Source organism: Lutibacter sp. A80, from assembly GCF_022429645.1.
GTDB lineage: Bacteria > Bacteroidota > Bacteroidia > Flavobacteriales > Flavobacteriaceae > Lutibacter.
In genome coordinates this window covers 1,776,589-1,800,802 of the sequence record NZ_CP092480.1, presented here as the reverse complement: position 1 = coordinate 1,800,802, position 24,214 = coordinate 1,776,589, and the positions used below count along the sequence as shown (strand labels likewise).

The window sequence follows — 24,214 nt, the reverse complement described above, 5'->3', positions numbered from 1 at the left end:
ATCAGCCAAATTAATACAGAATATTGTTGAATAAAGTTTAAAATTGGTAAAATGAAGTGAGTTTTTTTAATTCTGTCGCTAAAATAACTATAACTTTAACTTTATTTGCAAATTGCACTTTATGAAAAGAAAGAAAACTATTTTAAAATACCTTTTAACCTTTTGTGGTCATCTACTATTTTGGATAGTTATTTATAATTTTTATGCTTATTTTTTAGGTTATGGAAGTTCTAATACTGAATATGTAAAATTGTTTTCAATATTTTTAATGCCAGTAACCATTCTTATTAGTTACTTTTTAATTTATTATTTAATACCTAATTATCTACTCACTAAAAAATACATGTATTTTATTTTATACAGTATTTATACGTTTATAATCTCGGTGTATGTTATTATTTTATCCATTATGTATGGATTAATTTATTCTGAAGGTTATAAAGAAGTTGATACAGCAGCACCCTTAACCAAAACGTTACCATTTATAGTTTTAGGTGTTTACTTTGTGGTTTTAATTATTGTTTCGTTTAGCTTAATAATGCATAATTACAACTCAATAGTTAGCAATGAAAACTTAAATAATAAAATACTACAAACACAATTACAGATAAAGGATCAAGAATTACGATTTTTAAAAATGCAAATTCATCCTCATTTTTTGTTTAACTCTTTAAATACTATTTATGGTTTTGCTTTAAATAAAAGTGATGAAGCACCTGAAATGATTTTAAAACTTTCGAATTTATTAGATTATATTTTATATCAAATAGAAAAACCACATGTATTATTAATAGATGAAATTAATCATTTATTAGATTATGTGGCGTTAGAGAAAATGCGTTTTCATGATACACTTAAAGTTGAAACTAAAATTGAAGTTGTAAACAATACTATTCAAATAGCGCCCATGTTATTAATTCCGTTTGTTGAAAATGCGTTTAAACATGGAAATATTATAAACGGAAGTTTAAATGTTATAATTAAAATAAAATGTGTAGCTAATAATTTGTTTTTTGAAATTGAAAACACTTCAATAGCTGAGAAAAATAGTAATAGTGGAATTGGGTTGGATAATATTACTAAGCGATTAGAAATGTTGTATCCCAATTCTTATATATTAGAAGCTTTGCAAACTGAAAGTAGTTTTAAGGTGAAATTAACTATAAATAATTTAAATAAATTTAAAAATGAGTAAAATTATAAATTGTTTAATTGTTGATGATGAGCCAATTGCACGCGATATTTTAGAAAATCATTTACAAAAAGTAGCTACCGTAAAAGTTGTTGCAACCTGTAAAAATGCAGTTGAAGCTTTTAACCAAATTAATTCAAACCAAATAGATTTAATTTTTTTAGACATTAATATGCCTGAAATTTCAGGACTTTCGTTTGCAAAATCAATCAATAAAAACATAAAAGTAATTTTTACTACAGCTTATAGAGAATATGCTGTAGACGGTTTTAATTTACAAGCTGTAGATTATTTATTAAAACCAATTTCGTTTGAACGCATATTGCAAGCTGTAAATAAATATTTGGGTGAACATACTTCAGAAATTATTGAAAATTCTTCTGAAATAACTCCAAAAACAACTGAATTTATCTTTGTACGTGCCGATAGAAAAATGGTGAAAATTAACTTTTCTGAAATTAACTATATTGAAAGTTTAAGCGATTATATCAAGTTTCATTTAAAAAATAAAATAATTGTAACCCGAGAAACCATCTCAAATATTGAGGCAAAATTACCTCAAAAAGACTTTTTAAGAATCCATAGATCTTATATTGTTTCAATCTCAAAAATTGATTCTTTTACTAATGAGTTTATTGAAATACATAATAAAGCCTTACCAATAAGTAGAAGTTATAAAAAAGCTATTTTGTATAAATTAGAACATTTGTAGTAATTTATAAAATATTAAAGTTTTGTTTTACTTTTTTAACTAAATATTAAACAGTATCTTTGTTGAAATTATGAATTTGATTGAAGAAAAATTTATTTTACAAAATAATAATTTTGATAAAAATATAGAAGGAAGCTTTACTTGGAGAACACCAAGTAATATTGCTTTGGTAAAATATTGGGGAAAGCAAGAGCCTCAAATTCCAGAAAATGCATCTATAAGTTTTACCTTAGATGCCTGTTTTACCTTAACTACTTTAGAGTATAAACTTAAAGAGCATGAGGAAAGTGGGTTTAATTTTGAAGTTTTTTTTGAAGGTGAAAAAAAAGATGAATTTAAACCAAAAATTGAAACCTTTTTTAAACGGATAGAACACTATGTTCCTTTTTTGAAGGAATATGAATTTGTAATTAAATCTAGAAATTCTTTTCCGCACAGTAGTGGAATTGCTTCTTCTGCAAGTGGTATGAGTGCTTTAGCGTTATGCGTTATGAGTATTGAGAAAAAGTTAAATCCAGAAATTACAAGCGATTATTTTTATAAAAAAGCGTCTTTTTTGGCACGCTTAGGGTCTGGAAGTGCTTGTAGAAGTATTGAAGGAGCGCTAATTGTTTGGGGAAATCATTCAGAAATAGTAGGTAGTTCAAATTTATTTGGTGTTAAATTTCCTTATAAAATACATGAAAATTTTAAAAATTACCACGATACTATTTTGTTGGTTGATGAAGGTGAAAAGCAAGTTTCAAGTACAGTTGGACATAAACTAATGCACAAGCACCCGTTTGCAAAACAACGTTTTTTACAAGCAAATGAAAATATTTCAAAAATAGCTGAAGTACTTAAAAATGGAAATTTAAAAGAATTTATTGCTATTGTAGAAAGTGAAGCTTTAAGTTTACATGCAATGATGATGACTAGCAAGCCTTATTTTCTTTTAATGAAACCAAATACCTTAAAAATAATTAATAAAATTTGGGAATTTAGAGCAGCAACAAATAGTAATATTTGTTTTACGTTAGATGCTGGTGCAAATGTTCATGTTTTGTTTCCAGAAAATGAAAAAGAAATCGTTAACAATTTTATAATAAGTGAGTTAATTCAATATTGTCAAGAAAAGCATTATATTTGCGATAGAATTGGGTTAGGTGCAAAAGAATTGTAAATGCATAAATAATTATTAAATTAAAAAATAACATATCACTAAATAAAAAAGTTTTAGCTTTGTTATAATAATTATAAAGCTTTATTAATTTTTAATAAAATATGAAAGGACCACTTTTTTACGCAAAAATTTTACTTTTTGGAGAGTATGGAATTATTAAAGATTCCAAAGGTTTGGCTATTCCATATAATAGTTATCAAGGCGCCTTAAAAAAGTCGGAAAAATTTACAGCTAAAACTAAAAGTTCTAATAAAAATCTTTTAAAGTTTTATAAGTACTTAGCTAATTTAGATACTAAATTAGTGCATTTTAATTTAGATGAATTTAGGCAAGATATTGAACAGGGAATGTACTTTGATTCTAGTATTCCTCAGGGTTATGGAGTGGGAAGTTCAGGAGCTTTAGTAGCATCTATATACGATAAATATGCAGATGATAAAATTACGGTTTTAGAAAATTTAACTAGAGATAAATTATTAAAGTTAAAAGATATATTTTCTCTAATGGAATCTTTTTTTCACGGTAAAAGTTCAGGTTTAGACCCTTTAAATTCTTATTTAAGTTTACCAATTTTAATAAATTCAAAAGATAATTTAGAGGCTACAGGTATTCCATCTCAAAAAGAGGGGAAAGGTGCCGTGTTTTTATTAGATTCTGAAATTATTGGAGAAACAGAACCTATGGTTAACATTTTTATGAATAAAATGAAAAACGAAGGTTTTAGAAAAATGATTGATGAAGATTTTGCAAAATGTACCGATGCCTGCATCAACGATTTTTTACATGGAAATATAAAATCGCTATTTGGAAATGTTAAAAACTTGTCTAAAATAGTACTTGATAATTTTAAACCAATGATTCCTAAACGTTTTCATACCATTTGGCAAAAAGGAATTGAATCTAACGATTATTATTTGAAACTTTGTGGTTCAGGTGGTGGTGGTTATATTTTAGGCTTTACTGAAGATTTTAGTAAAACTAAAACTATTTTAAAAGATTATAAGCTAGAACTAGTTTATAGGTTTTAAACACTAAATTTTAAAAAATAACAGACCTTTTTTTCTTTCAATTTTAGTTGATTAATTTCATATGGATTTACTCGAAATTTCTAAAAATAACACTAAAAAGAACGCTCCATTTTATATTAAAATGTTGAGCTTATTTTCTGTGGTTAGAGGTTATAATATTTTATTAATTGTTATTGCACAATATTTAGCCTCCATTTTTATATTTGCACCAGAAAAAACACTCAAAAATATACTGTTAGATATTAATTTGTATTTTATAGTGTTGGCTACAGTATGTGTTATTGCTGCAGGATATATTATCAATAATTTTTATGATTTTGAAACCGATAAAATAAATAAGCCTTTAAAAACTAAGATAGATGCTATTGTAGATCAAAAGATTAAACTGCCTATCTATTTTGTACTTAATTTTTTAGGTTTTGTTTTTGGATTGTTAGTCTCTTGGAGAGCAGCATTGTTTTTTTCAGTATATATTTTTGCAATTTGGTTCTATTCACATAAGCTTAAAAAATACCCGTTAACTGGTTTGTTTGCTCCTGCAGTATTATCGTTATTGCCCTTTTTTGCAGTTTTTGTGTACTATAAAAATTTTTCTGAAATCATTTTTACGCATGCAGCATTTTTATTCTTTATTTTATTAGTTAGAGAACTAGTAAAAGATTTAGAACGGTTAAAAGGAGATTTTGTAAAAAATTACCAAACTATTGCGGTTAAATACGGAGAATATTTTACAAAATTATTAATATCGCTTTTGGTCTTGTTAACTTTAAATCCAATTTATTTTTTATTGAAATACCCAGAAATTGGAGGTATGCGGTATTACTTTTATGCTAGTATTTTTACATTAATAATTTTTTTATTGTTTTTGTGGTTTAGCAAAAGTAAAAGAAACTATGTATTACTTCACTGGTTATTAAAACTACTTATTTTTGCAGGTGTTTTTAGTCTGGCTTTAATAGATACTTCAGTTTTAATTGAGCGTATTTTACCTAATTAATAGTTTGTTCTAAATTTTTTGATTTCTAATATTTATGAATTCTTTAAATTTTATGCTTTATTAATTATAGATAACTATTTATTAGATTATTAAAGGATTAACCGTACTTTTGCAAAAAATAATAATACAATACTAATGAATTCAAATAAAAACTCGTCGCGAGGACGACAACAAGGAAAAAAGAAACCTCAAAGTACTTTTACAAGAAAGTTTGATAATAAAAAGAAATTTTCAAAAGCAAGAGTTACTCCTTCAAAAGCTCCATCAAAACAAACTACAAGTAATGCCGAAGTTGATGGTATACGTTTAAATAAATATATTGCTAATTCTGGTGTTTGCTCTAGAAGAGAAGCCGATGTTTTTATTGCTGCAGGTAGTGCAATGGTAAATGGAAAAGTAATAACGGAAATGGGTTATAAAGTTAAATTAAGCGATGAAGTTCGGTTTGATGGATCTTTAATTAGCCCTGAAAAAAAACGCTATGTACTATTAAATAAACCGAAAAATTTTATTACCACAATGGAAGATGATAGGGGTAGAAAAACGGTTATGGAATTGGTAGGAAATGCATCAAAAGAACGAATTTACCCAGTAGGAAGATTGGATAGAAATACTACAGGGCTTTTATTGTTTACCAATGACGGTGAGTTGGCTAAAAAATTAACACACCCAAAACATAATATTCAAAAAATCTACCATGCTTCGTTAGATAAAAAATTAACCAATGCAGATTTAAACAAAATTGCTGAAGGTTTTATTTTAGATGAAAAAAGAGTAATTGTTGATGAAGTTTCTTATATTTTAAATCAGCCAAAAAGTGAGGTTGGAGTTAAAATCCATTCAGGAAGAAATAGAATTGTCCGTAGAATTTTTGAACATTTTAATTATAAAGTAGTAAAACTAGATAGAGTTATTTTTGCTGGTTTAACAAAAAAAGATCTACCAAGAGGGCATTGGAGGCATTTAACAGAAATGGAAGTTAATAACTTAAAAATGCTTTAAAAGTATATACAAACTAAGTTTAAAAAGCAGCAGGCTGTTATAAAAATTACGATTTTTAGCAGCCTGCTTTTTTATGCCTAATTAAAATATTTTCTTGAGAAAACTTCACTTTATTTATTACTAATTATACTTAATTAATAATATTATTTTTTTACCTACTGTTTATATTTCGTTCAATTATTTTTTTATATTTGAAGAACATGAAAAAGAAAATTTAATGTTAATTCTAATGTTTAATATATAACTTTAACTAATTTATTTTGAAGAGAATAATAGTAGATTTTAAAAAATTAACACCTGAAATTCTTAATTTATTGGTGGAAAAATTCCCTGATGGTTATGGTATACGGGATATTGTGCATTTTACTAATCCAAAAGGACAATATGTAGATGCTGTAGAGGTGAGAACAGAAGACACTGTTTATTTAGTGAAAATTAGTGAGCAACTAGCAGACACTATGGAGAATTACGAAGAAGATGAAGATCCAATAATTAGCGATGATCTAGAAATTGATGTTGCAGTTGATGAGGATGCTTTAAATGAAGATTAAAAAAGTCTTTTTTTTAATTTAAAATACTATTTTCAAAATAAACAGAAACTTTATTTTGAAAATAGTATATAATTTATGTTTTGCTACATTTTATTATTCCTCTTTAGCATGTTTTTTTATGTACTCTGTTGGACTTATACCATACTCTTTGCTAAAACATTTGCTAAAATATTTTTGATTATTAAAGCCTGTCATATAGGCAATTTCAGAAATGTAAATTTTATTTTTCTTTAATAATTGTGCAGCTCTTTTTAATTTAATAGTTTTTATAAAGTTTACGGGTGTATCATTTAAAATAACCTGAACTTTTCTGTAAAGATTAGCTCTACTCATACCTATTTCAGAAGCTAAAAACTCTACATTTAATATGTTACTACTCATATTTTCTTCAATTATTTTGATGAGTTTTTTAATAAATTTTTCATCATTAGAATCTATTTGAATATCAGTAGGAGCTGTAGTTATTAGTTTACTATATTTTTCTTTAAGCTCTTGTCTTGTTGTAAGTGTATTTTTTATTTTCCATTGTAAAAACTCAAGGCTAAAAGGTTTTTCAATATAATCATTGGCCCCTAAACTTAAACAATCAATTTTAGTTTCATTTGAGTTTTTCGCTGTCAACATAAATATTGGAATATTGCTGAGTTCATCATTTTTCTTAATTTGTTTAAGCATTGACACTCCATCTTGTATTGGCATTAAAATATCACTAATTATAAGCTCAGGTTTTTCTTTTAAAGCTACTTCGTATCCTATTTGACCATTTGAAGCTTCAACTACATTAAATGTAGGGCTTAACTCAGATTTAATCATTTGTCTTAAATCATCATTGTCTTCAACTATAAGAATTTTAGGCTTTTTAGATTTTTCTTTTTTTATTTCATTCTCTTTAAACTTAGAGGAAACTTCTTCAATTATTTGAAATTCATTGTTTTTAATAAAATTTCTTTTTAGTGGGGTTCCGGTTTCTAATCGTTCGTTTTTATTGTATTTGTTTTTAGCTATTGGAAGGTAAAAAGTAAATTCTGTAAATACATTTTCTTCACTTTCTACGGTAATAGTACCATGGTGTCTTTCTATTAATTTAGAAACAAGTTCCATTCCAATACCAGTTCCTGGAATTTGGTTTCTTTGAGATTGTGTTGCTTGGTAGTAGCGATTAAATATATTTTCTAAATCATTTTTTGGAATTCCTACTCCGTTGTCTCTTACACTACATTTAATGAATTTGCCTTCTAAAATATGAGTGTTGATTTTTAAATTTTTAGGTTTAATTTGTTCTAATTTAACGGTAATTTCACCATGTTCTTTTGTGAATTTAAAGGCATTTGATAATAGGTTAAATAATATTTTTTCTAAAAGATCAACGTCATACCAAGCTTTAATTTCTTTGTCTTCTGTTATAAATTCATATTTTATACTGTAAATTTTAGCAAAATCATTAAAAGCATTTTTAATGGTATTTATATCTCTTACAATATCATTTTTAGAAATTTTCAATTTAAATTTACCTTCATCAAACTTTCTTATATCCATTATTTGGTTAATAAGTCGATTCATTCTTAGTGTATTATTATAAATACGTTGACTTGTTAAAGGACTTAAAGTAAATTTCTTTTCTTTTACAACTTTTTCAATGGTTCCCAGTATTAGAGATAAAGGAGTTCTTAATTCGTGAGAAATATCAGTGAAGAAAATCATTTTCATCCTATTGTGTTCATTATCTTTTTCTCGACTAATTGTTTCTTTTACCAAATTTTTCTTTAATAAATACCATCTTTTAATTAAAATAATATTGATGTAAATTATTAAAATTGAAATTAAAATGTAGCCAAAAATAGCCCAATTGCTTTTCCAAATAGGAGGTTTTATTGTAAAGGTTATTTCAGAAGGTGTTTCATTCCATATTCCATCGCTATTGGAACTTTTAGCTTTAAAGGTGTAAGTTCCAGGCGCTAAGTCGTTATAGTTAGCGCTTCTATTAGAAGCATCTGTATAAACCCAATAATCATTTAAACCGTCTAGTTTATAGGCGTACAGGTTCTTATTAGGTGCTGTAAGATCTAAAGATGAAAAGTTAACATATATGTTATTTTGATTGTAAGGTAAAACAATAGGTTCTTTAGCGTAAATGTTAATATTATTTACAGGACTTAAAGCATTAGCTGAATTGTTTTCATATACTTCTCCAAGTGTAGAAAAATTGGTTATAACTGTATTAGGTACTATGTTTTGAGGAATTAGTTGATCTGGATACACGCTATAAAAACCGTCGGCACAACCAAAATATAAAATCTTTTTTTGCTCATCTGAAGTACTAGAATTAAAAACAAACTGATTTTCATTTATACCATCTTCTACACCAAAAGACATAAACCTTTCAGTTGTTAAATTTAGCATAGCAATACCGTCTTGTGTACTCATCCAAATATTGCCATTAAAGTCTTCTTCTATGGCAGTAACTACTTTTGGATTGTTAGTGGTTGTTTTTCTGAAATTTTTGAATTTTTTCGATTCTATGTCATATACATTTATACCACCACCTCTTGTTCCTATCCATATTTTTCCACTTTTATCTTCGTAAAGGCTTAAAATAGCATTTGAGGTTAAACCATTAGCAAGTGTTGGTAAATAGTGTTTGTAGTTTTCTTTTATTAAATCTATGATGTATAAACCTTCACCTCTTGTTCCTATAAATAATTGATTACCTGTAGTTAATAAAATTGTTGAGGTATGATTGCCTTTTAATTCTTCTATAATCTTTTTTTTGAACTCCGATAGTGTGTTTTCACTGTTTATTATATCTACACCTTCTCCCCAAATACCTACCCACATTTCATTTTTGTTTATGGGTACAATGTCTTTTATTGGATTTTGATAGGTTTTAACTTTTATTAATTCAAAGTTTTTGGGTTGGTTAGGGTTGTAATTTTTTGAATTATAAATATTATTATTGTCAGCAATAATAAGCTCTGTTTTTTCGAAGTTTTTTGTTACAACAGAAGCTGTTTCTATGGTGTTATTAATTTTTAAAGCAGTTTTAGTTGTTTTATTAAAAGTAAATAATCCATTATTTAAACCAACTAATAATTTGTTTGATTTTTGATTGTCTAAACAATTGGTTAAGTTATTGTTTGTAGAGAGTTCATGAAATTCAAAAAGAGGAGTTCTTCCTAAATATTTATTAACACCTTTAAAAGAACCAATCCACAGATTTCCGTAAGTGTCAAATATTGTTGAAGTAATGGTGTTGTTTAATAAATTGTCTGAGTTAGATTCGTTTAAATAATGAGAAAATTCGTATTTATTATTTTTTCTATTACCTTTTATTAATCCAGATGTTGTACCTATCCATAATTCATCACTTTTAGTGTTAATTGCAATTGTGCTTAAAGTTGTGTTTGGATCAAAATTGGTTAATAAATTAGTGTAATTTTCAAGTACCTCTAATTTACTGTCAGATTTGTTATATCCTAAAATATAGATATCACTTGGAGTTAAGACAATAATTTGATTATTACCTAAAAGTTCCATGTTTAAAACCTTTTTATTAAATGTTGTTGGTGTAATTTCTCCTTTTTCATTTAGTTTTAAAATACCTTCTTCTGTCCCAAGCCAATTTCTTCCAAAATTATCTTCAATTAATGATAGGTTTTGTTTTTCAATCTTATAAATATTTTTAATTATTTGGGTGCTAAATTCAGAATCTAATTCTATGCTGTTAACATCTTTATTCGTTTCAACTTTTAATAATCCATAGTTTTCTAACTTTACCCATATATCTCCAGACTTTGTTTTATTTTTTACAATTGAAGTCTTGTTTTTTAAGTATCCTTTAAACTTATTTTCTTTTCTATTGAAGCAAATAAGGTAACTTTCACTACCTATCCATAAGTTGTTATAGTCATCTTCAAAAATGGAATTGATATTATTATTAGGAAGCGAATGTGGGGTGAAAGCATCATATTGATATTCGGTAATATTATGCCCGTCGTATTTATATAATCCAGAATTACTTCCAATCCATAAATATCCAAAACTATCTACAAATAAGGTATTAACTCTTTTGTTAAAAAGCACTCCATGAATGTCTAACTTATGGAAATTTACAGAGTTAGTTTGTGAGTATAGTACAATAGTACTAAATAGTAAGATGAATTTTATTAAGTATTTTCTTAGCATAATCTACTTTATTATAAATGTATAGAGTGGATTCAAAATGTAACATAACTAATGTTATGAGATTTTTGGCAATTTACACAATGTTTACCTATTTTACATCATTTTTAACAAGCATAGGAGGTGTAAATGTCTAAAATACCTCGTACTTATGTTGCATATAGCCGTTTTTACTGAGGTTTATTACTCGTGCAACATTCGTAGACTATATTTGGTAATTTTTTTTTAAGTAACTGTTGTATATTCGTTTGAGTATAAAAAAATAGAATAATATATAGTTAATATGGTATTGAAATTACTGTAGTAAATTAATATCACAGCAAAAAAATAGATTTTAATAATGCATAAAAAACATAAAATGAGTAAGTATTTAGTCACACTAATTGTAATAACTACTTTAATATCATGTAATAAGGTAGTTTTAAATCCAAGTAATAATAATGTTGCTAATAATTGGGAGAATCCAGAATGGGAAAACCCAGAATGGGAAAATCCAGAGATATTTCAAATTAATAGAGAAGAACCAACAGCATCATTTTATAAATATAATGAACCAACAGAGGCTTTTGAGAATGATAGTTGGCAAAATTCTTCATTATACCAATCTTTAAATGGAACTTGGAATTTCTATTATGCAGATAGTGTACAAGCAAGACCTACAGGATTTTATAAAGACAATTTTAGCCTAGAAGGATGGGATAAAATTGAAGTACCATCAAACTGGGAGATGAAAGGTTTTGGAATACCAATATATACCAATAGAACATATATGTTTCCAGCAAATCCACCTTTTATTCCTCATAATACTAATAATGTAGGAAGTTATAAAAGAGATTTTGAAATTTCAGATGATTGGGATGGAAAAGATATTTACTTACATTTTGAAGGTGTAAGTGGTGCAATGTATATTTGGGTAAATGGAGAAAAAATTGGTTATAACGAAGGTAGTAAAACAGCAGCAGAGTTTAAAATTACAGATGTTGTTAAAAAAGGTAAAAATAGCTTAGCAGTTCAAGTATTACGTTGGTCAGATGCTAGTTATATGGAAGATCAAGATTTTTGGAGATTGACAGGTATTGAAAGAGATGTTTATGTATATGCAACTAATAAAGTTACATTACGCGATTTTAGAGTAACTTCAGATTTAACAAATAATTATACAGAAGGTGTATTTAAAGTAGATTTAGAAGTTGATAATAACTCTAAGAAAAATGTTGAAAAAGAAGTTAAAGTTCAATTGTTTGATGGGGATAATGAAGTTTATTCAGCAACTAAAAAAGTTGATTTAGCAAAGGGAAGAACTACTGTAAACTTTAATAAAAATATTCCTAATGTAAAAACTTGGAATGCTGAAACACCTAACTTATACACGCTTTTACTAACTGTAAACGGCGAATCTACAGCAATAAAAGTTGGGTTTAGAAATATTGAAATTAAAAACAATCAGTTTTTAGTTAATGGAAAAGCTGTTTTATTAAAAGGAGCAAATCTTCACGATCATAGTGAAACAGAAGGGCATGTAATTTCAGAAGAATTAACAATGCTAGATTTAGAGGTGATGAAACAAAATAACCTGAATGCAATTCGTTGTAGTCATTATCCTAAAAATCCACACTTTTACAGATTGTGCGATAAGTATGGTTTTTATGTAGTTGATGAGGTTAATATTGAAACTCACGGAATGGGAACTACAAATCAAGGTTTAGATAACAATAAAAAAGCTCAAGCTGTTCACCCAGCATACTTACCACAATGGAAAGCTATGCACTTGGATAGAACAATTAGAATGTTTGAACGTGATAAAAACTACCCTTCAATTGTAACTTGGTCTTTAGGTAATGAAGCTGGTAATGGAGACAATTTTGTTGCAACTTATAATTGGTTAAAAGAACAAGATACTACTAGACCAACACAATATGAAGGAGCTACACAATACAGTAATACCGATATTCAAGCTCCAATGTATTGGACAATAGATAGAATGATAAAATACGCAGAAAATAACCCTACACGCCCATTAATTCAATGTGAATATGCACATGCAATGGGGAATAGTGTTGGAAATTTACAACAATATTGGGACGTTATTGAAAAGTACGATATTATGCAAGGTGGATTTATCTGGGATTGGGTAGATCAAGGAATTTTAACTAAAAATGAAGAAGGAGAAGAGTTTTGGGCTTATGGAGGAGATTTAGGAGGTCACGATTTATATAACGATCAAAACTTCTGTTTAAATGGAATTGTAAATCCAGATAGAACTGCTCACCCTGCTTTATATGAGGTGAAGAAAGTATATCAATACATAAAGTTTAAACCAGTTAATTTAAGTAATGGAGAAATTTCAATTAAAAATATTTATGATTTCACCAATTTAAACGAGTTTGATTTTACGTGGAAACTTTTAGAAAATGGAGTTGAAATATCTGAAGGAAAAATACCAACGTTAGATATCGATTCTTATGAAACGAAAACAGTTAAAATTAACATACCAAAGTTAAATAATGCATCAGCAGAGTATCACCTAAATGTTTATGCTTTAAATAAAAATGAAACAGATTTAATGCCTGTAGGACATGTTGTTGCTTTTGAACAATTTCAATTAACAGCGAATAAATTAACTGCTTCAGAAAGTACAATAAACAGTGAAATTTCTATTAGTACTACAGATAATATTACAACTCTTTCAAATGCTAATTTTGAAGTTAAATTTAATACAAAAACAGGTTTATTAGATGCTTTAGATTATGGAAATGGAAACTTATTGGTTAAAGGTGTAACTCCTAACTTTTGGAGAGCAACTACTGATAATGATTTTGGAGCAAAATCACCTGAACTTTTAGGTGTATGGAAAGAAGCGACTGACACACAAATGTTAACAAAAGTTAGTTTGTCAAGTAATGGAGAAGAATTAGATTTATCTAAAGCTTTAACCGTAAATAATAATGTTAAAATTGAAACAACATATAGTTTACCTTCAGTTAAGGGACAAATTGTTGTAAGTTATACAGTAAATGGGCAAGGTGAAATTTCAGTAAATAACCAGTTGAAAAATATTAGTTCAGAACTGCCAATTTTACCAAGATTTGGAAATAATTTTATTATAAATAACCAATACCAATCAGTTACTTGGTTTGGAAGAGGGCCACACGAAAATTATAACGATAGAAATACCGCTGCTTTAGTTGGACTGTATAAAGCCTCAGTTGAAGAATTATACTTCCCTTATATTAGACCACAAGAAAATGGATATAGAACAGATGTACGTTATATAGAGTTTGTTAATGCAGCAGGAAAAGGATTGAAAATTGAAGGAAGTTCATTAATAAGTTTTAGTGCACATCATCAATATAATAGTGATTTTGATGCAGGTAAAACAAAGCAACAAAGACATACAACAGATATTAAAAAGAGAGATTTTGTAAATATAAATATAGATTATATGCAAACGGGAATAGGAGGAGATAATAGTTGGAGTTTAAAAGCTCGTGCTCATGAACAATTTAGAGTAAAAGCTGAAAATTTAAATTATTCTTACAAAATAACTCCTTTAAAATAATTATTTTGATAATGAAGTTAGGTTAAGTTTTATTGTAAATTCTCTGTCAATTAATTGGCAGAGAATTTTTTTTAATAAATTGTAAATCGTAAAAATTAAACTCCATACTATAATGAAACTAAAACAGTATTTAAATTATCCAATAGTACTATTTATGCTTGTACTATTTTTTTCATGTAAACAAGAACAAGTGAACTTACCACCACCAAATATTGTTTGGTTAGTATCGGAAGATAATTCAATGCATTATCTTAAAATGTTTAATGAGAATGGTGTTGAAACTCCAAATCTTGAAAATTTAGCAGCTGAAGGATTGGTTTATACACATGCTTTTTCCAATGCAGCAGTATGTAGTGCTGCACGATCTACAATAATTTCGGGTTTATATGGACCTCATTTAGCATCTCACTATCATAGAAAAATTGAAAAAGTTTCAATGCCTCAAGAAGTGAAAATGTTTCCTGCATATTTAAAAAAAGCAGGTTATTATACTACAAATAATAGTAAAGAAGATTATAATATTATTAAATCGAATAATGTTTGGGACGATTCTTCAAAAAAAGCAAGTTGGAGAAATAGAGAAGAAGGACAACCATTTTTCCATGTATATAACAGTGGAATTACTCATGAAGGAAGTCTTCATTTTAATAAAGAAACATTTGAAAATAAAAAAACAACTACAAGCTTAGAGTCATTTAAAATTCAACCAAACCATCCAAATACAGAATTGTTTAAATATACAAATGCCTTGTATAGAGATAAAATTGTTGAAATGGATACTCGTATGGGCGAAGTAATAAACCAATTAAAAGAAGATGGTTTATACGATTCTACTTTTATCTTTTATTATGGAGACCACGGAGGTGTATTGCCTGGAAGTAAAGGTTATTTATACGAAACAGGTTTACATGTTCCAATGTTGGTTCATGTTCCTGAAAATTATAAAAACTTAGTTAATAATAAATTAGGAAGTGAAGTTGAAGGCTTTGTAAGTTTTGTAGATTTAGCTCCAACAGTACTAAATTTAGCTGGAGTTGAAATTCCTGAAGCATTGGATGGTAAACCATTTTTAGGAGAAAATATAACGGCAGAAGAAATTAATAATAGAGACGAAACATTTAGTTATGCAGATAGATTTGACGAAAAGTACGATATGGTTCGAGCTATTAGAAAAGGTAAATATAAATATATAAGAAATTACCAGCCATTTAACTACGATGGTTTAATGAATAATTATCGTTACAAGCAATTGGCTTACAAAGAATGGGCTAAATTGTATAAGGAAGGTGAATTAAACGATGTACAAGCAGCATTTTTTAAGCCTAAAAAAACAGAAATGCTTTTTAATGTTGAAAGTGATCCTTATGAAACTAATAATTTAGCAGAAAATAAAGAGTTCGAAACAGTTTTGCTTCAATTAAGAAATAACTTAAATAAGCACCTTTTAAAAATGCCAGATTTATCATTTTATCCAGAGCATTTTTTAATAAATAATGCATTTGATAATCCTATTAAATTTGGTCAAGAGCATAAAGAAGCTATTTCAAAATATATGCAAATAGCAGATTTAAGCTTATTAGATTTCGATGCTGTTAAACAACAAATTAATGAAGCCTTAAATTCAAAAGACCCTTGGGAACGTTATTGGGGAATTATTGTTTGTAGCAATTTTGGAGAAAAAGCAAACGAATTTACATCAAAATTAAAAGAAATTGCAAACAGTGATGTAGAGCCAATTAATAAAGTGAGAGCTTTAGAGTATATGGGGTTATTTTTAAATGAAAATACATTGGGTAAAATTGCTCAAGTTCTTTATAAATCTAACGATACAGCAGAAGCATTATTAATTTTAAATTCAATGGTTTTATTAACAGATAATGAGTTTGGCTATAAAGAGAATTATAATTTTGAATTACTTTCAAAAAAAATAACAAGAAATCAAGACATAAAAAATAGAATAGAATACTTGTCAAATAAATAATTCAATTTATAATGAAGAAAACGTATTTAATGCTATTACTGCTTTTGGCAATTACAGCTTGTGATGAGAAGAAAACAGCTATTAATTCAAAAGAGGCTCAATCTGTTGAAACAAATTTAAATGAAAAGCCAAATATTATTTTAATTTTAGCTGATGATTTAGGAAAGGGCTTGCTAAGTAAAAATGGGCAAGAGATTATAACCACTCCAAACATTGATAAATTAGCAAAAGAAGGTATTAGTTTTAGCAACGCCTATACAAATATGTTATGTGCACCATCCAGAGCATCTTTAATAACAGGTCTTCATGACAGTCACGCAAACAAATTTGATATAATTTCTGGTGGTTTGTATAAAAAAATAAGTGCAAAAACAGCTACACTTAGTGAAATTGAAGAATCTATTAATAGTGTTTTAAAACCTATTGGTGAAGATGAAGTTTTTTTAGGAACAGTAGCACAAGAAGCGGGCTATAAAACAGGGCAAATTGGTAAATTAGAATGGGGTTTTTCAGCTACCGACGCACAAATGAAACGTCACGGATGGGACTATTATTACGGTTATTTAGACCATGCAAGAGCACATGGTTTTTATCCGCCATATTTATTTGAAAATGGAAAACAGGTTAATATAGCAGGGAATTTACTACCAAATTCAGGTAAATCTAAAGAACCTGAAACGCCAGAAGCTTATAAAGAAAGACATGATATGACTGGGAAAAAGGTATATTCTCAGAATTTATTTATGGAAAAAGCGTTTAATTTTATAACTGAAAATAAAGATGCTCCTTTCTTTTTATACTTTCCAACCCAATTACCGCACGGACCTGTTTCAATTCCAGAAGTACATGCAGATTTTATAAACGATGATAGACTAACACCAATTGAAAAAGAATATGCATCAATGGTTAAAATGTTAGACGATAATGTTGGACAAATTATGCAAAAATTAAAAGATGAAGGGATTGCTGAAAATACAATTGTAATTTTTGCATCTGATAATGGGCACGAAATTTATTATGGACAAGAAGGACGTGTTTTAAAGCCATATACCAATATAAAAACAGGACAACGTTTCGATAATTTAGAACGTAAATATTACAGTGATTTAGCTGGAGATGTTTTTGATGGTAATGATGGACAAGCAGGGATGAAAAGAAGTAATTTACAAGGCGGTATTACTACTCCTTTAATTTTTAATTGGCCAAATAAAATTAAACCAGGTACTACAAGTGATAGATTGATTGCAAATTATGATATGTTAGCTACAATAGCTGAAATTACAGGGTTTAATAAACCAGTAAATACTGATGGGATTTCTTATTATAATGAACTTTTTGGAGGTGAAACAAAAACACATGAATATGTTGTTTATTCATCATATTCTGGACCAACTTTAATTACAAATGACGGATGGAAAATACGTACTATTTTAAATAAAAATGTGTTTGAAATTTATTATTTACCAGATGATTATAGAGAAGAAAATGAGTTGTCTAAACAATATCCAGACAAATTAAAGGAACTTAAAGAAAAATTATTAAAAGCTTGTGATGGAGATTTTAACAATGGACTTTATTCTTCAAAAAACAGTGAAATAAGAATTAAATAACTGATATAATCATTAAGGAAAAAACACATGTGTATAAATTTTAAACAATTAAAATGAAAAATATATTTTTATTTATACTAGCAATTGTACTGTTAAGTTGTACAAAATCTAAAAATAAAACACCTGAAAAAAAACAACCAAATATTGTTTTTATTTTTACAGATGATCAAAGTTATTCAGCGGTTCATGCGCTAGGTAATAAAGAAATTATTACCCCTACAATGGATTCTTTTGTGGAAGCTGGTACAACATTTACACATGCGTATAATATGGGCTCATGGAGCGGTGCTGTATGTGCTGCATCACGTGCAATGATGAATACTGGACGAACTGTTTGGAGAGCCAATAAATTCCGTAAAAATTGGATTAAAAAAGATTCTTTAGAACTTTCTTGGTCAAAATTAATGGCTTCTCAAGGTTATGAAACCTATATGACAGGAAAATGGCATGTTGATGCTCCTGCAGCTGCAATATTTGATAATACTGTTCACATACGTCCGGGAATGCCTAAAGATGCTTGGAAAGGGCGTAAAAATTTTGATGCGCCTTTACCTAACGGATATAATAGACCATTAAATGAAAACGATAATTCTTGGAGTCCTTATGATACCTCAAAAGGAGGTTTTTGGGAAGGTGGAAAACATTGGAGCGAGGTTTTAAAAGACGATGCCATTGAATTTATAAATCAAGCTAAAACCAAAGAAACACCTTTCTTTATGTATTTAGCATTTAATGCTCCACACGATCCTAGACAAGCACCAAAAGAGTTTGTGGATATGTATCCGCTAGAAAATATTTCTACACCAAAAAGTTTTTTACCTGAATATCCTTACAGAAATTCAATTAAAAATGGAGATTATTTAAGAGATGAAATGTTGGCTCCAATGCCAAGAACAGAATATGCAATTAAAGTCCATACGCAAGAGTATTATGCAAGTATTACTCATGTTGATGCTCAAATAGGAAAAATTGTAGAAGCATTAAAAAAATCGGGTAAAATGGATAATACCTATATTATTTTTTCAGCAGATCACGGATTGGCAATGGGACGCCATGGATTTATGGGAAAACAAAATTTATACGATCATAGTATTCGTCCACCAATGATTATTTTAGGACCAGACATTCCAAAAAATAGAAAAATTGATGCCGATGTGTATTTACAAGATATTATGGCAACTTCTTTAGAACTTTCAGGGATTGAAAAACCTGCTTATGTTGAGTTTAATAGCTTTTTAGATTTAGCAAAAGCAGAAAGAAATGAAAGTCATTACGATGCTATTTATGGCGCTTATTTAAAAGCGCAAAGAATGATTAGAAAAGATAATTTTAAATTATTAGTATATCCTGAAATTAATAAAGTGCGTCTTTACGATTTAAAAAATGATCCAGAAGAATTGAATGATATAGCTGACAATCCAATACATCAAGAAAAAATTAAAAGTTTATTTAAAGATTTAATTCAACTTCAAAAAGAACTGGATGATCCTTTAGACTTATCAAAAGTATATGAATCCTTATTTTAATTTGAGTAAGGATATTCATTTTAACATATAAAATTTAACTTTATGAAATTCAAAATAATTGTAATAACAGTATTGTTTATTATTTCCAGTTGTGTAAAAATTACAGCTCAAAATTCAACTATAAATAATTCAAAAAAGCCTAATATAATTTATATAATGGCTGATGATTTAGGCTATGGAGATGTAGGTGTAAACGGACAGATGAAAATTAAGACACCAAATATTGATAAAATGGCTTCAGAAGGAATGTTGTTTACGCAACATTATGCTGGTTCTACTGTATGCATGCCTTCTAGGGCTTCTTTATTGGTAGGGAAACATATGGGACATAATACAGTGAGAGGAAATCCAAATTGGACTTCAACAGGAAAAGCTGTTAATTTATTAGTTGAAGATGTTACTGTTGCCGAAGAATTAAAAAGAGCGGGATATAAAACAGGAATTATTGGTAAATGGGGGCTATCTGAAGGTGGTGATGATGCAAATTTACCTTTAAATCAAGGCTTTGATTATTTTTATGGTTACAGAAATCATGGAGAAGCTCATCATTATTATCCTGATGTGTTATGGGAAAATAATAAGCCTTTTGAAACAGGTAACATTGTTATGGAGAAGAAAGGGACTTTTTCGCACGATTCATTTGTGAAAAAAGCCAAAGATTTTATTAAAGAAAGTAAAGAACAACCTTTCTTTTTATACTTAGCTTTTACAATTCCACATTACGAACTTACAGTTCCAGAAAATTCGAAAACGCCTTATAAAAAATTAAATTGGGAAGAACGTGAATTAAAGGTGAAACCAAATAAAGGTTATCAGCATGATAAGGATGGACATGCTACTTATGCAGGTATGGTTTCTCGTATGGACGGTGATATTGGTGATTTACTGAAGTTGTTAGAAGCCTTAGATATAGATGAAAATACAATTGTAGTATTTACAAGTGATAATGGTCACGAGTTCGATAAAAATTTCTTTAATAGTAATGGAGATTTTAAAGGTAAAAAACGTGATTTGTACGAAGGCGGAATTAGAATTCCATTTATGGTGCGTTGGCCAGGAACAATTCAGCCAAATTCAAAAACAACACATATTTCCGCTTTTTGGGATTTTTTACCAACTGTTTGTGACATTGCTGGTATAAAACCAAGTGATGCTACCATAGATGGTATTTCATATTTACCAACTTTATTAGGAGAAAAACAAAAGAAACACGATTATTTATATTGGGAATTTAACGAGGGAAAAGGTCCTATTCAAGCAATAAGAAAAGGAGATTGGAAAGCTGTTAAATATCTTGAGAAATCCATAGAGCTTTATAATTTGTCTAATGATGTTGGTGAAGAACATAATGTTGCAAAAATGAATCCTGAAATTGCAGAAGATATGGCTAATTTAATGAAGGAAGCTAGAACGGAAAATGATAACTTTCCATTAGAGTATCACAAAAGAGTATTAGAAAAAATGAATAAACAAAAACAAGTTAAAAACTAATTGTATTTGTTGTAATCCAAATATTTGAACAAATTATGGTTTGTTTTAAAATGTTTTAGGTTTTATAAATTTATATTGAATTTCTTATGAAAAACTTATTTATTATAGTATTGCTGATTGTCTTTTCTTTTTCTTGCACTACTAAAAAACAAGATGAAACTACCCAAAAACCTAATATTATTTATATAAATGTAGATGATTTAGGTTGGATGGATACAGAAACTTATGGTAGTTCATTTTACGAAACTCCAAACATTTCTAAACTAGCTGAAATGGGTATGATGTTTACCAATGGTTATGCTTCTGCCTCAAATTGTGCTCCAAGTAGAGCTTGTTTAATAAGTGGGCAAAATACACCACGACACGGAATTTATACTGTTAGTAATTCAGATAGAGGAAATAAAAAAACACGTAAATTAATACCAATAAAAAATACTGAAATATTGAATGATAGTGTGTTTACAATGGCAGAAATGTTTAAAAAAGCAGGCTATATTACAGGAACTTTTGGTAAATGGCATTTAGGAGAAGACCCTACAACACAGGGGTTTGATGTAAATGTAGGTGGTGCTCTTAATGGAAACCCTGGATCTGATGGTTATTTTAGTCCATATAATATTAAAAATATTGAAGATAATACACCAAATGAAAATTTAACGGATAGACTTACTTCAGAAGCTATTAAGTTTATCGAAAATAATAAGGAAAAACCATTTTTTGTATACCTTCCTTTTTATGCAGTTCATACGCCTTTATCTACAACTTCATTATTAGAAAAAAAATATACAGATAAAGGAGGTAATAAACTTCAAAATAAAGCTGTTTATGCTGGAATGATAGAAACAGTAGATAAAAATATAGGTATTTTATTAAATACTCTAGAGAAGCTAGATTTAAAAAACACACTTATAGTATTTACCTCAGATAATGGAGGAATTAGAGCTGTTTCTTCTCAAGATCCATTAAGAGCAGGAAAAGGTTCTTATTATGAAGGAGGTATTAGAGTGCCATATATTATTAGCTGGAATGGAGTTGTACAACCAAATTCAGTTTCAAACACCCCAATTAGTAATCTTGATTTTTATCCAACTTTTATGGATGTTGTTGGTGTTGAATTACCAAATAAAATTTTAGACGGTACATCAATTTTACCAGTTTTAAAAGGAGAATCAATTGAGGAAAGAGCATTGTATTACCACTTTCCAATTTATTTGCAGTCTTATAATAAGGAAAAAGATGACGCTCGTGATCCACTTTTTAGAACCCGTCCTGGATCAGTAATTATTGAAGGTAATTGGAAGTTGCATCAATATTTTGAAGATGATGCTTTAGAATTATACAACTTATCTACAGATATTGGAGAACGTACAAACCTTATTAACACAAACCCAGAAAAAGCGAGAGAACTTTTAGAAAAATTAGATAATTGGAGAAACAATACTAATGCTCCAATACCTACAGAATTAAATTTAGATTACGATCCTAATTTTGTTCAAAAAAAGAAAAAAAGTGATTTATAAATTACGGTGAATATGTAATTGTAGAATGCTAGTACTTGAAAAATCAACCAAAAATATGACTAAGTTATTTAAAGAGATACCGTTAATAAGTATTGTGGTGTTAATAATTTTAGTTTCGTGTAATAATTCACAAGAAGTAATTACTACAGAAATGTTGTTAAAAGAAATGGTTGATAGAGCTGAGCAGTCACGTTATCCAAAAGTAGATTTTAGGTTAAAGCAAGCGAGTAGCTATAATAGAGCGTCAGTAGATAGTTTAGATACCGATGGTTGGTTTATAAATCACGATTTTAATAGTAATGATAAAGACCATAATTTTGTTCGTATAGAAGAAAATAATCAGCAAAAAGAGTGGGTATTAATGAATCATAAAGGTCCTGGCGTAATTGTTAGAACTTGGATGCCTTTTTTAAATCCTAATAAAACAGATACTGATATTCAAATTAAAATATATTTAGATGGAAGTAAAGACCCGGTTTTAGAAGGCAATATGTTGCAATTGTTAAATGGAGAAGGTTTATTTCCGTATCCGTTTGCACACAAATCGTTACGCTCTGCAGTTTCATTTTTTCCAATAGCATATGCTAAAAGTTGTAAAATAACTACAACTGGTCGTCCATTCTTTTATCAGTTTACTTATCGAGAATATCCTGAAGAAACAAACATCAAAACGTTTTCATTAGAAGATTTTAATAACAATAAAAATCTAGCAGCACAAGTAGGTGATAAATTGTTAAATCCAGTAAATTTTATAGATGGTCAATCGGTTAATTTAAATCTAAAAATACCTGTATTTGGAGAAAAAACAATAGAATTACCAAAAGGATCAGCAGCAGTTAAAATGTTTGCGCTTAAATTAAACGATTATACTAAAGATGATCTAATGAGATCTACCATTGTTAAAATGAGTTTTGATGGGAAAGAAAAAGTATGGTGTCCTATTGGAGATTTTTTTGGCACAGGTGTAGGCTTAAATCCTTATCAAGGTTGGCATAATATGGTTTCTGAAGATGGAACAATGACTACCAAATGGGTAATGCCTTATCAAAAAACGGCAAGTATAACTATAGAAAATTTAAGTGAAGTTGCAATTGATATTCAATTAAATACAATAGTAGGAGATTATAAATGGGATGAACGAAGCATGTATTTTAACGCAGCATGGCGTGGTCAATATCCTATAGCTACAAGGCCATATTCAGATTGGAATTATATATCCCTTAAAGGTCGTGGAGTTTATATTGGAGATGCATTAACAGTAATGAATCCTGTTGAAAAATGGTGGGGAGAAGGAGATGAAAAAATTTGGGTAGATGGAGAAGATTTTCCATCCATTTTTGGAACCGGTACAGAAGATTATTATGGGTATTCTTGGGGAGGTAGAAGTACTGATTTTTATGAACATCCTTTTCATGCACAACCACAAAGTAACGTTTATAATAAATTAAATAGAAAAGTTACTGATGAGCGAAATACAAAAGGTTTTAGCACAGAAGTTAGAACTAGAGCTCTAGATGTAATGCCTTTTTCTTCTTCGTTTCATTTTGATATGGAAGTTTGGAGCTGGACAGATTGTGAAATGGGATATGGTGTTGGACTTATGTGGTATGGTTTTGAGGATGTAACTTCAAATAGAACACCAAATGCAATTGAAGCGTTGAATGTGCCAAAATTAGAAAGTATAGATTAATTATTTTTTAAATT

15 protein-coding genes are annotated in these 24,214 nt (G+C 28.4%); 14 read left to right on the top strand and 1 reads right to left on the bottom strand.

The features are described 5' to 3' along the window. Window positions 1-121 precede the first annotated feature (121 nt). From MHL31_RS07680 to MHL31_RS07650, 7 genes are all read left to right on the top strand, one after another. Window positions 122-1,195, top strand: a complete 1,074-nt coding sequence (locus MHL31_RS07680; RefSeq protein WP_240228596.1) for a sensor histidine kinase — start codon at window positions 122-124, stop codon at window positions 1,193-1,195. Further along, window positions 1,188-1,904, top strand: a complete 717-nt coding sequence (locus MHL31_RS07675) for a LytTR family DNA-binding domain-containing protein (protein ID WP_240228595.1) — start codon at window positions 1,188-1,190, stop codon at window positions 1,902-1,904. The genes MHL31_RS07680 and MHL31_RS07675 overlap by 8 nt, the downstream gene beginning before the upstream one ends. A gap of 70 nt (window positions 1,905-1,974) precedes the next feature. Continuing rightward, window positions 1,975-3,066 (top strand): diphosphomevalonate/mevalonate 3,5-bisphosphate decarboxylase family protein, encoded by a 1,092-nt coding sequence (locus MHL31_RS07670; protein WP_240228594.1) that lies wholly within the window; start codon window positions 1,975-1,977, stop codon window positions 3,064-3,066. Window positions 3,067-3,167: 101 nt separating this feature from the next. Then, a complete protein-coding gene (locus MHL31_RS07665; protein WP_240228593.1) occupies window positions 3,168-4,094 on the top strand; it encodes a mevalonate kinase in 927 nt (308 codons plus the stop codon). 61 nt (window positions 4,095-4,155) lie between these two features. Beyond that, the gene (locus MHL31_RS07660) at window positions 4,156-5,091 is read left to right on the top strand and encodes a geranylgeranylglycerol-phosphate geranylgeranyltransferase (RefSeq protein ID WP_240228592.1); all 936 of its coding nucleotides are present in this window, start codon (window positions 4,156-4,158) and stop codon (window positions 5,089-5,091) included. 135 nt (window positions 5,092-5,226) lie between these two features. Next, on the top strand, window positions 5,227-6,093 hold the full coding sequence (locus MHL31_RS07655) for a pseudouridine synthase (protein ID WP_240228591.1): 867 nt from the start codon (window positions 5,227-5,229) through the stop codon (window positions 6,091-6,093). A 260-nt stretch (window positions 6,094-6,353) separates the two neighbouring features. Beyond that, window positions 6,354-6,644: a hypothetical protein gene (locus MHL31_RS07650; protein WP_240228589.1), complete on the top strand. Its 291-nt coding sequence runs from the start codon at window positions 6,354-6,356 to the stop codon at window positions 6,642-6,644. A gap of 93 nt (window positions 6,645-6,737) precedes the next feature. Here the strand turns inward: MHL31_RS07650 and MHL31_RS07645 are convergent, their stop codons facing one another. Continuing rightward, window positions 6,738-10,826: a hybrid sensor histidine kinase/response regulator transcription factor gene (locus MHL31_RS07645; RefSeq protein WP_240228587.1), complete on the bottom strand. Its 4,089-nt coding sequence runs from the start codon at window positions 10,824-10,826 to the stop codon at window positions 6,738-6,740. 355 nt (window positions 10,827-11,181) lie between these two features. On the opposite strand from MHL31_RS07645, the gene MHL31_RS07640 reads away from it, so the two are divergent. The 7 genes from MHL31_RS07640 to MHL31_RS07610 all read left to right on the top strand — a co-directional run bounded on the left by MHL31_RS07640 (window position 11,182) and on the right by MHL31_RS07610 (window position 24,200). Further along, window positions 11,182-14,382: a glycoside hydrolase family 2 TIM barrel-domain containing protein gene (locus MHL31_RS07640; RefSeq protein WP_240228585.1), complete on the top strand. Its 3,201-nt coding sequence runs from the start codon at window positions 11,182-11,184 to the stop codon at window positions 14,380-14,382. 112 nt (window positions 14,383-14,494) lie between these two features. Then, window positions 14,495-16,363, top strand: coding sequence for a sulfatase (locus MHL31_RS07635; protein WP_240228583.1), 1,869 nt, complete (start codon window positions 14,495-14,497; stop codon window positions 16,361-16,363). 11 nt (window positions 16,364-16,374) lie between these two features. Beyond that, a complete protein-coding gene (locus MHL31_RS07630) occupies window positions 16,375-17,973 on the top strand; it encodes an arylsulfatase (protein ID WP_240228581.1) in 1,599 nt (532 codons plus the stop codon). Between the two features lie 53 nt (window positions 17,974-18,026). Continuing rightward, the gene (locus MHL31_RS07625) at window positions 18,027-19,499 is read left to right on the top strand and encodes a sulfatase-like hydrolase/transferase (protein WP_240228579.1); all 1,473 of its coding nucleotides are present in this window, start codon (window positions 18,027-18,029) and stop codon (window positions 19,497-19,499) included. A gap of 42 nt (window positions 19,500-19,541) precedes the next feature. Further along, complete coding sequence (locus MHL31_RS07620) at window positions 19,542-20,990, top strand: arylsulfatase (RefSeq protein ID WP_240228577.1); 1,449 nt, start codon at window positions 19,542-19,544, stop codon at window positions 20,988-20,990. Between the two features lie 86 nt (window positions 20,991-21,076). Then, entirely contained in the window at window positions 21,077-22,510 is a 1,434-nt protein-coding gene (locus MHL31_RS07615; RefSeq protein ID WP_240228575.1) for a sulfatase, read from the top strand. 55 nt (window positions 22,511-22,565) lie between these two features. Continuing rightward, a complete protein-coding gene (locus tag MHL31_RS07610) occupies window positions 22,566-24,200 on the top strand; it encodes a glycoside hydrolase family 172 protein (protein WP_240228574.1) in 1,635 nt (544 codons plus the stop codon). Window positions 24,201-24,214 lie beyond the last annotated feature (14 nt).

Coding starts and splice junctions, on each gene's coding strand:
- MHL31_RS07645 (WP_240228587.1), bottom strand. CDS start 10,826: ATGCTAAGAAAATACTTAATAAAATTCATCTTACTATTTAGTACTATT.
- MHL31_RS07640 (WP_240228585.1), top strand. CDS start 11,182: ATGAGTAAGTATTTAGTCACACTAATTGTAATAACTACTTTAATATCA.
- MHL31_RS07680 (WP_240228596.1), top strand. CDS start 122: ATGAAAAGAAAGAAAACTATTTTAAAATACCTTTTAACCTTTTGTGGT.
- MHL31_RS07615 (WP_240228575.1), top strand. CDS start 21,077: ATGAAAAACTTATTTATTATAGTATTGCTGATTGTCTTTTCTTTTTCT.
- MHL31_RS07655 (WP_240228591.1), top strand. CDS start 5,227: ATGAATTCAAATAAAAACTCGTCGCGAGGACGACAACAAGGAAAAAAG.
- MHL31_RS07635 (WP_240228583.1), top strand. CDS start 14,495: ATGAAACTAAAACAGTATTTAAATTATCCAATAGTACTATTTATGCTT.
- MHL31_RS07620 (WP_240228577.1), top strand. CDS start 19,542: ATGAAATTCAAAATAATTGTAATAACAGTATTGTTTATTATTTCCAGT.
- MHL31_RS07610 (WP_240228574.1), top strand. CDS start 22,566: ATGACTAAGTTATTTAAAGAGATACCGTTAATAAGTATTGTGGTGTTA.
- MHL31_RS07630 (WP_240228581.1), top strand. CDS start 16,375: ATGAAGAAAACGTATTTAATGCTATTACTGCTTTTGGCAATTACAGCT.
- MHL31_RS07675 (WP_240228595.1), top strand. CDS start 1,188: ATGAGTAAAATTATAAATTGTTTAATTGTTGATGATGAGCCAATTGCA.
- MHL31_RS07625 (WP_240228579.1), top strand. CDS start 18,027: ATGAAAAATATATTTTTATTTATACTAGCAATTGTACTGTTAAGTTGT.
- MHL31_RS07665 (WP_240228593.1), top strand. CDS start 3,168: ATGAAAGGACCACTTTTTTACGCAAAAATTTTACTTTTTGGAGAGTAT.
- MHL31_RS07660 (WP_240228592.1), top strand. CDS start 4,156: ATGGATTTACTCGAAATTTCTAAAAATAACACTAAAAAGAACGCTCCA.
- MHL31_RS07670 (WP_240228594.1), top strand. CDS start 1,975: ATGAATTTGATTGAAGAAAAATTTATTTTACAAAATAATAATTTTGAT.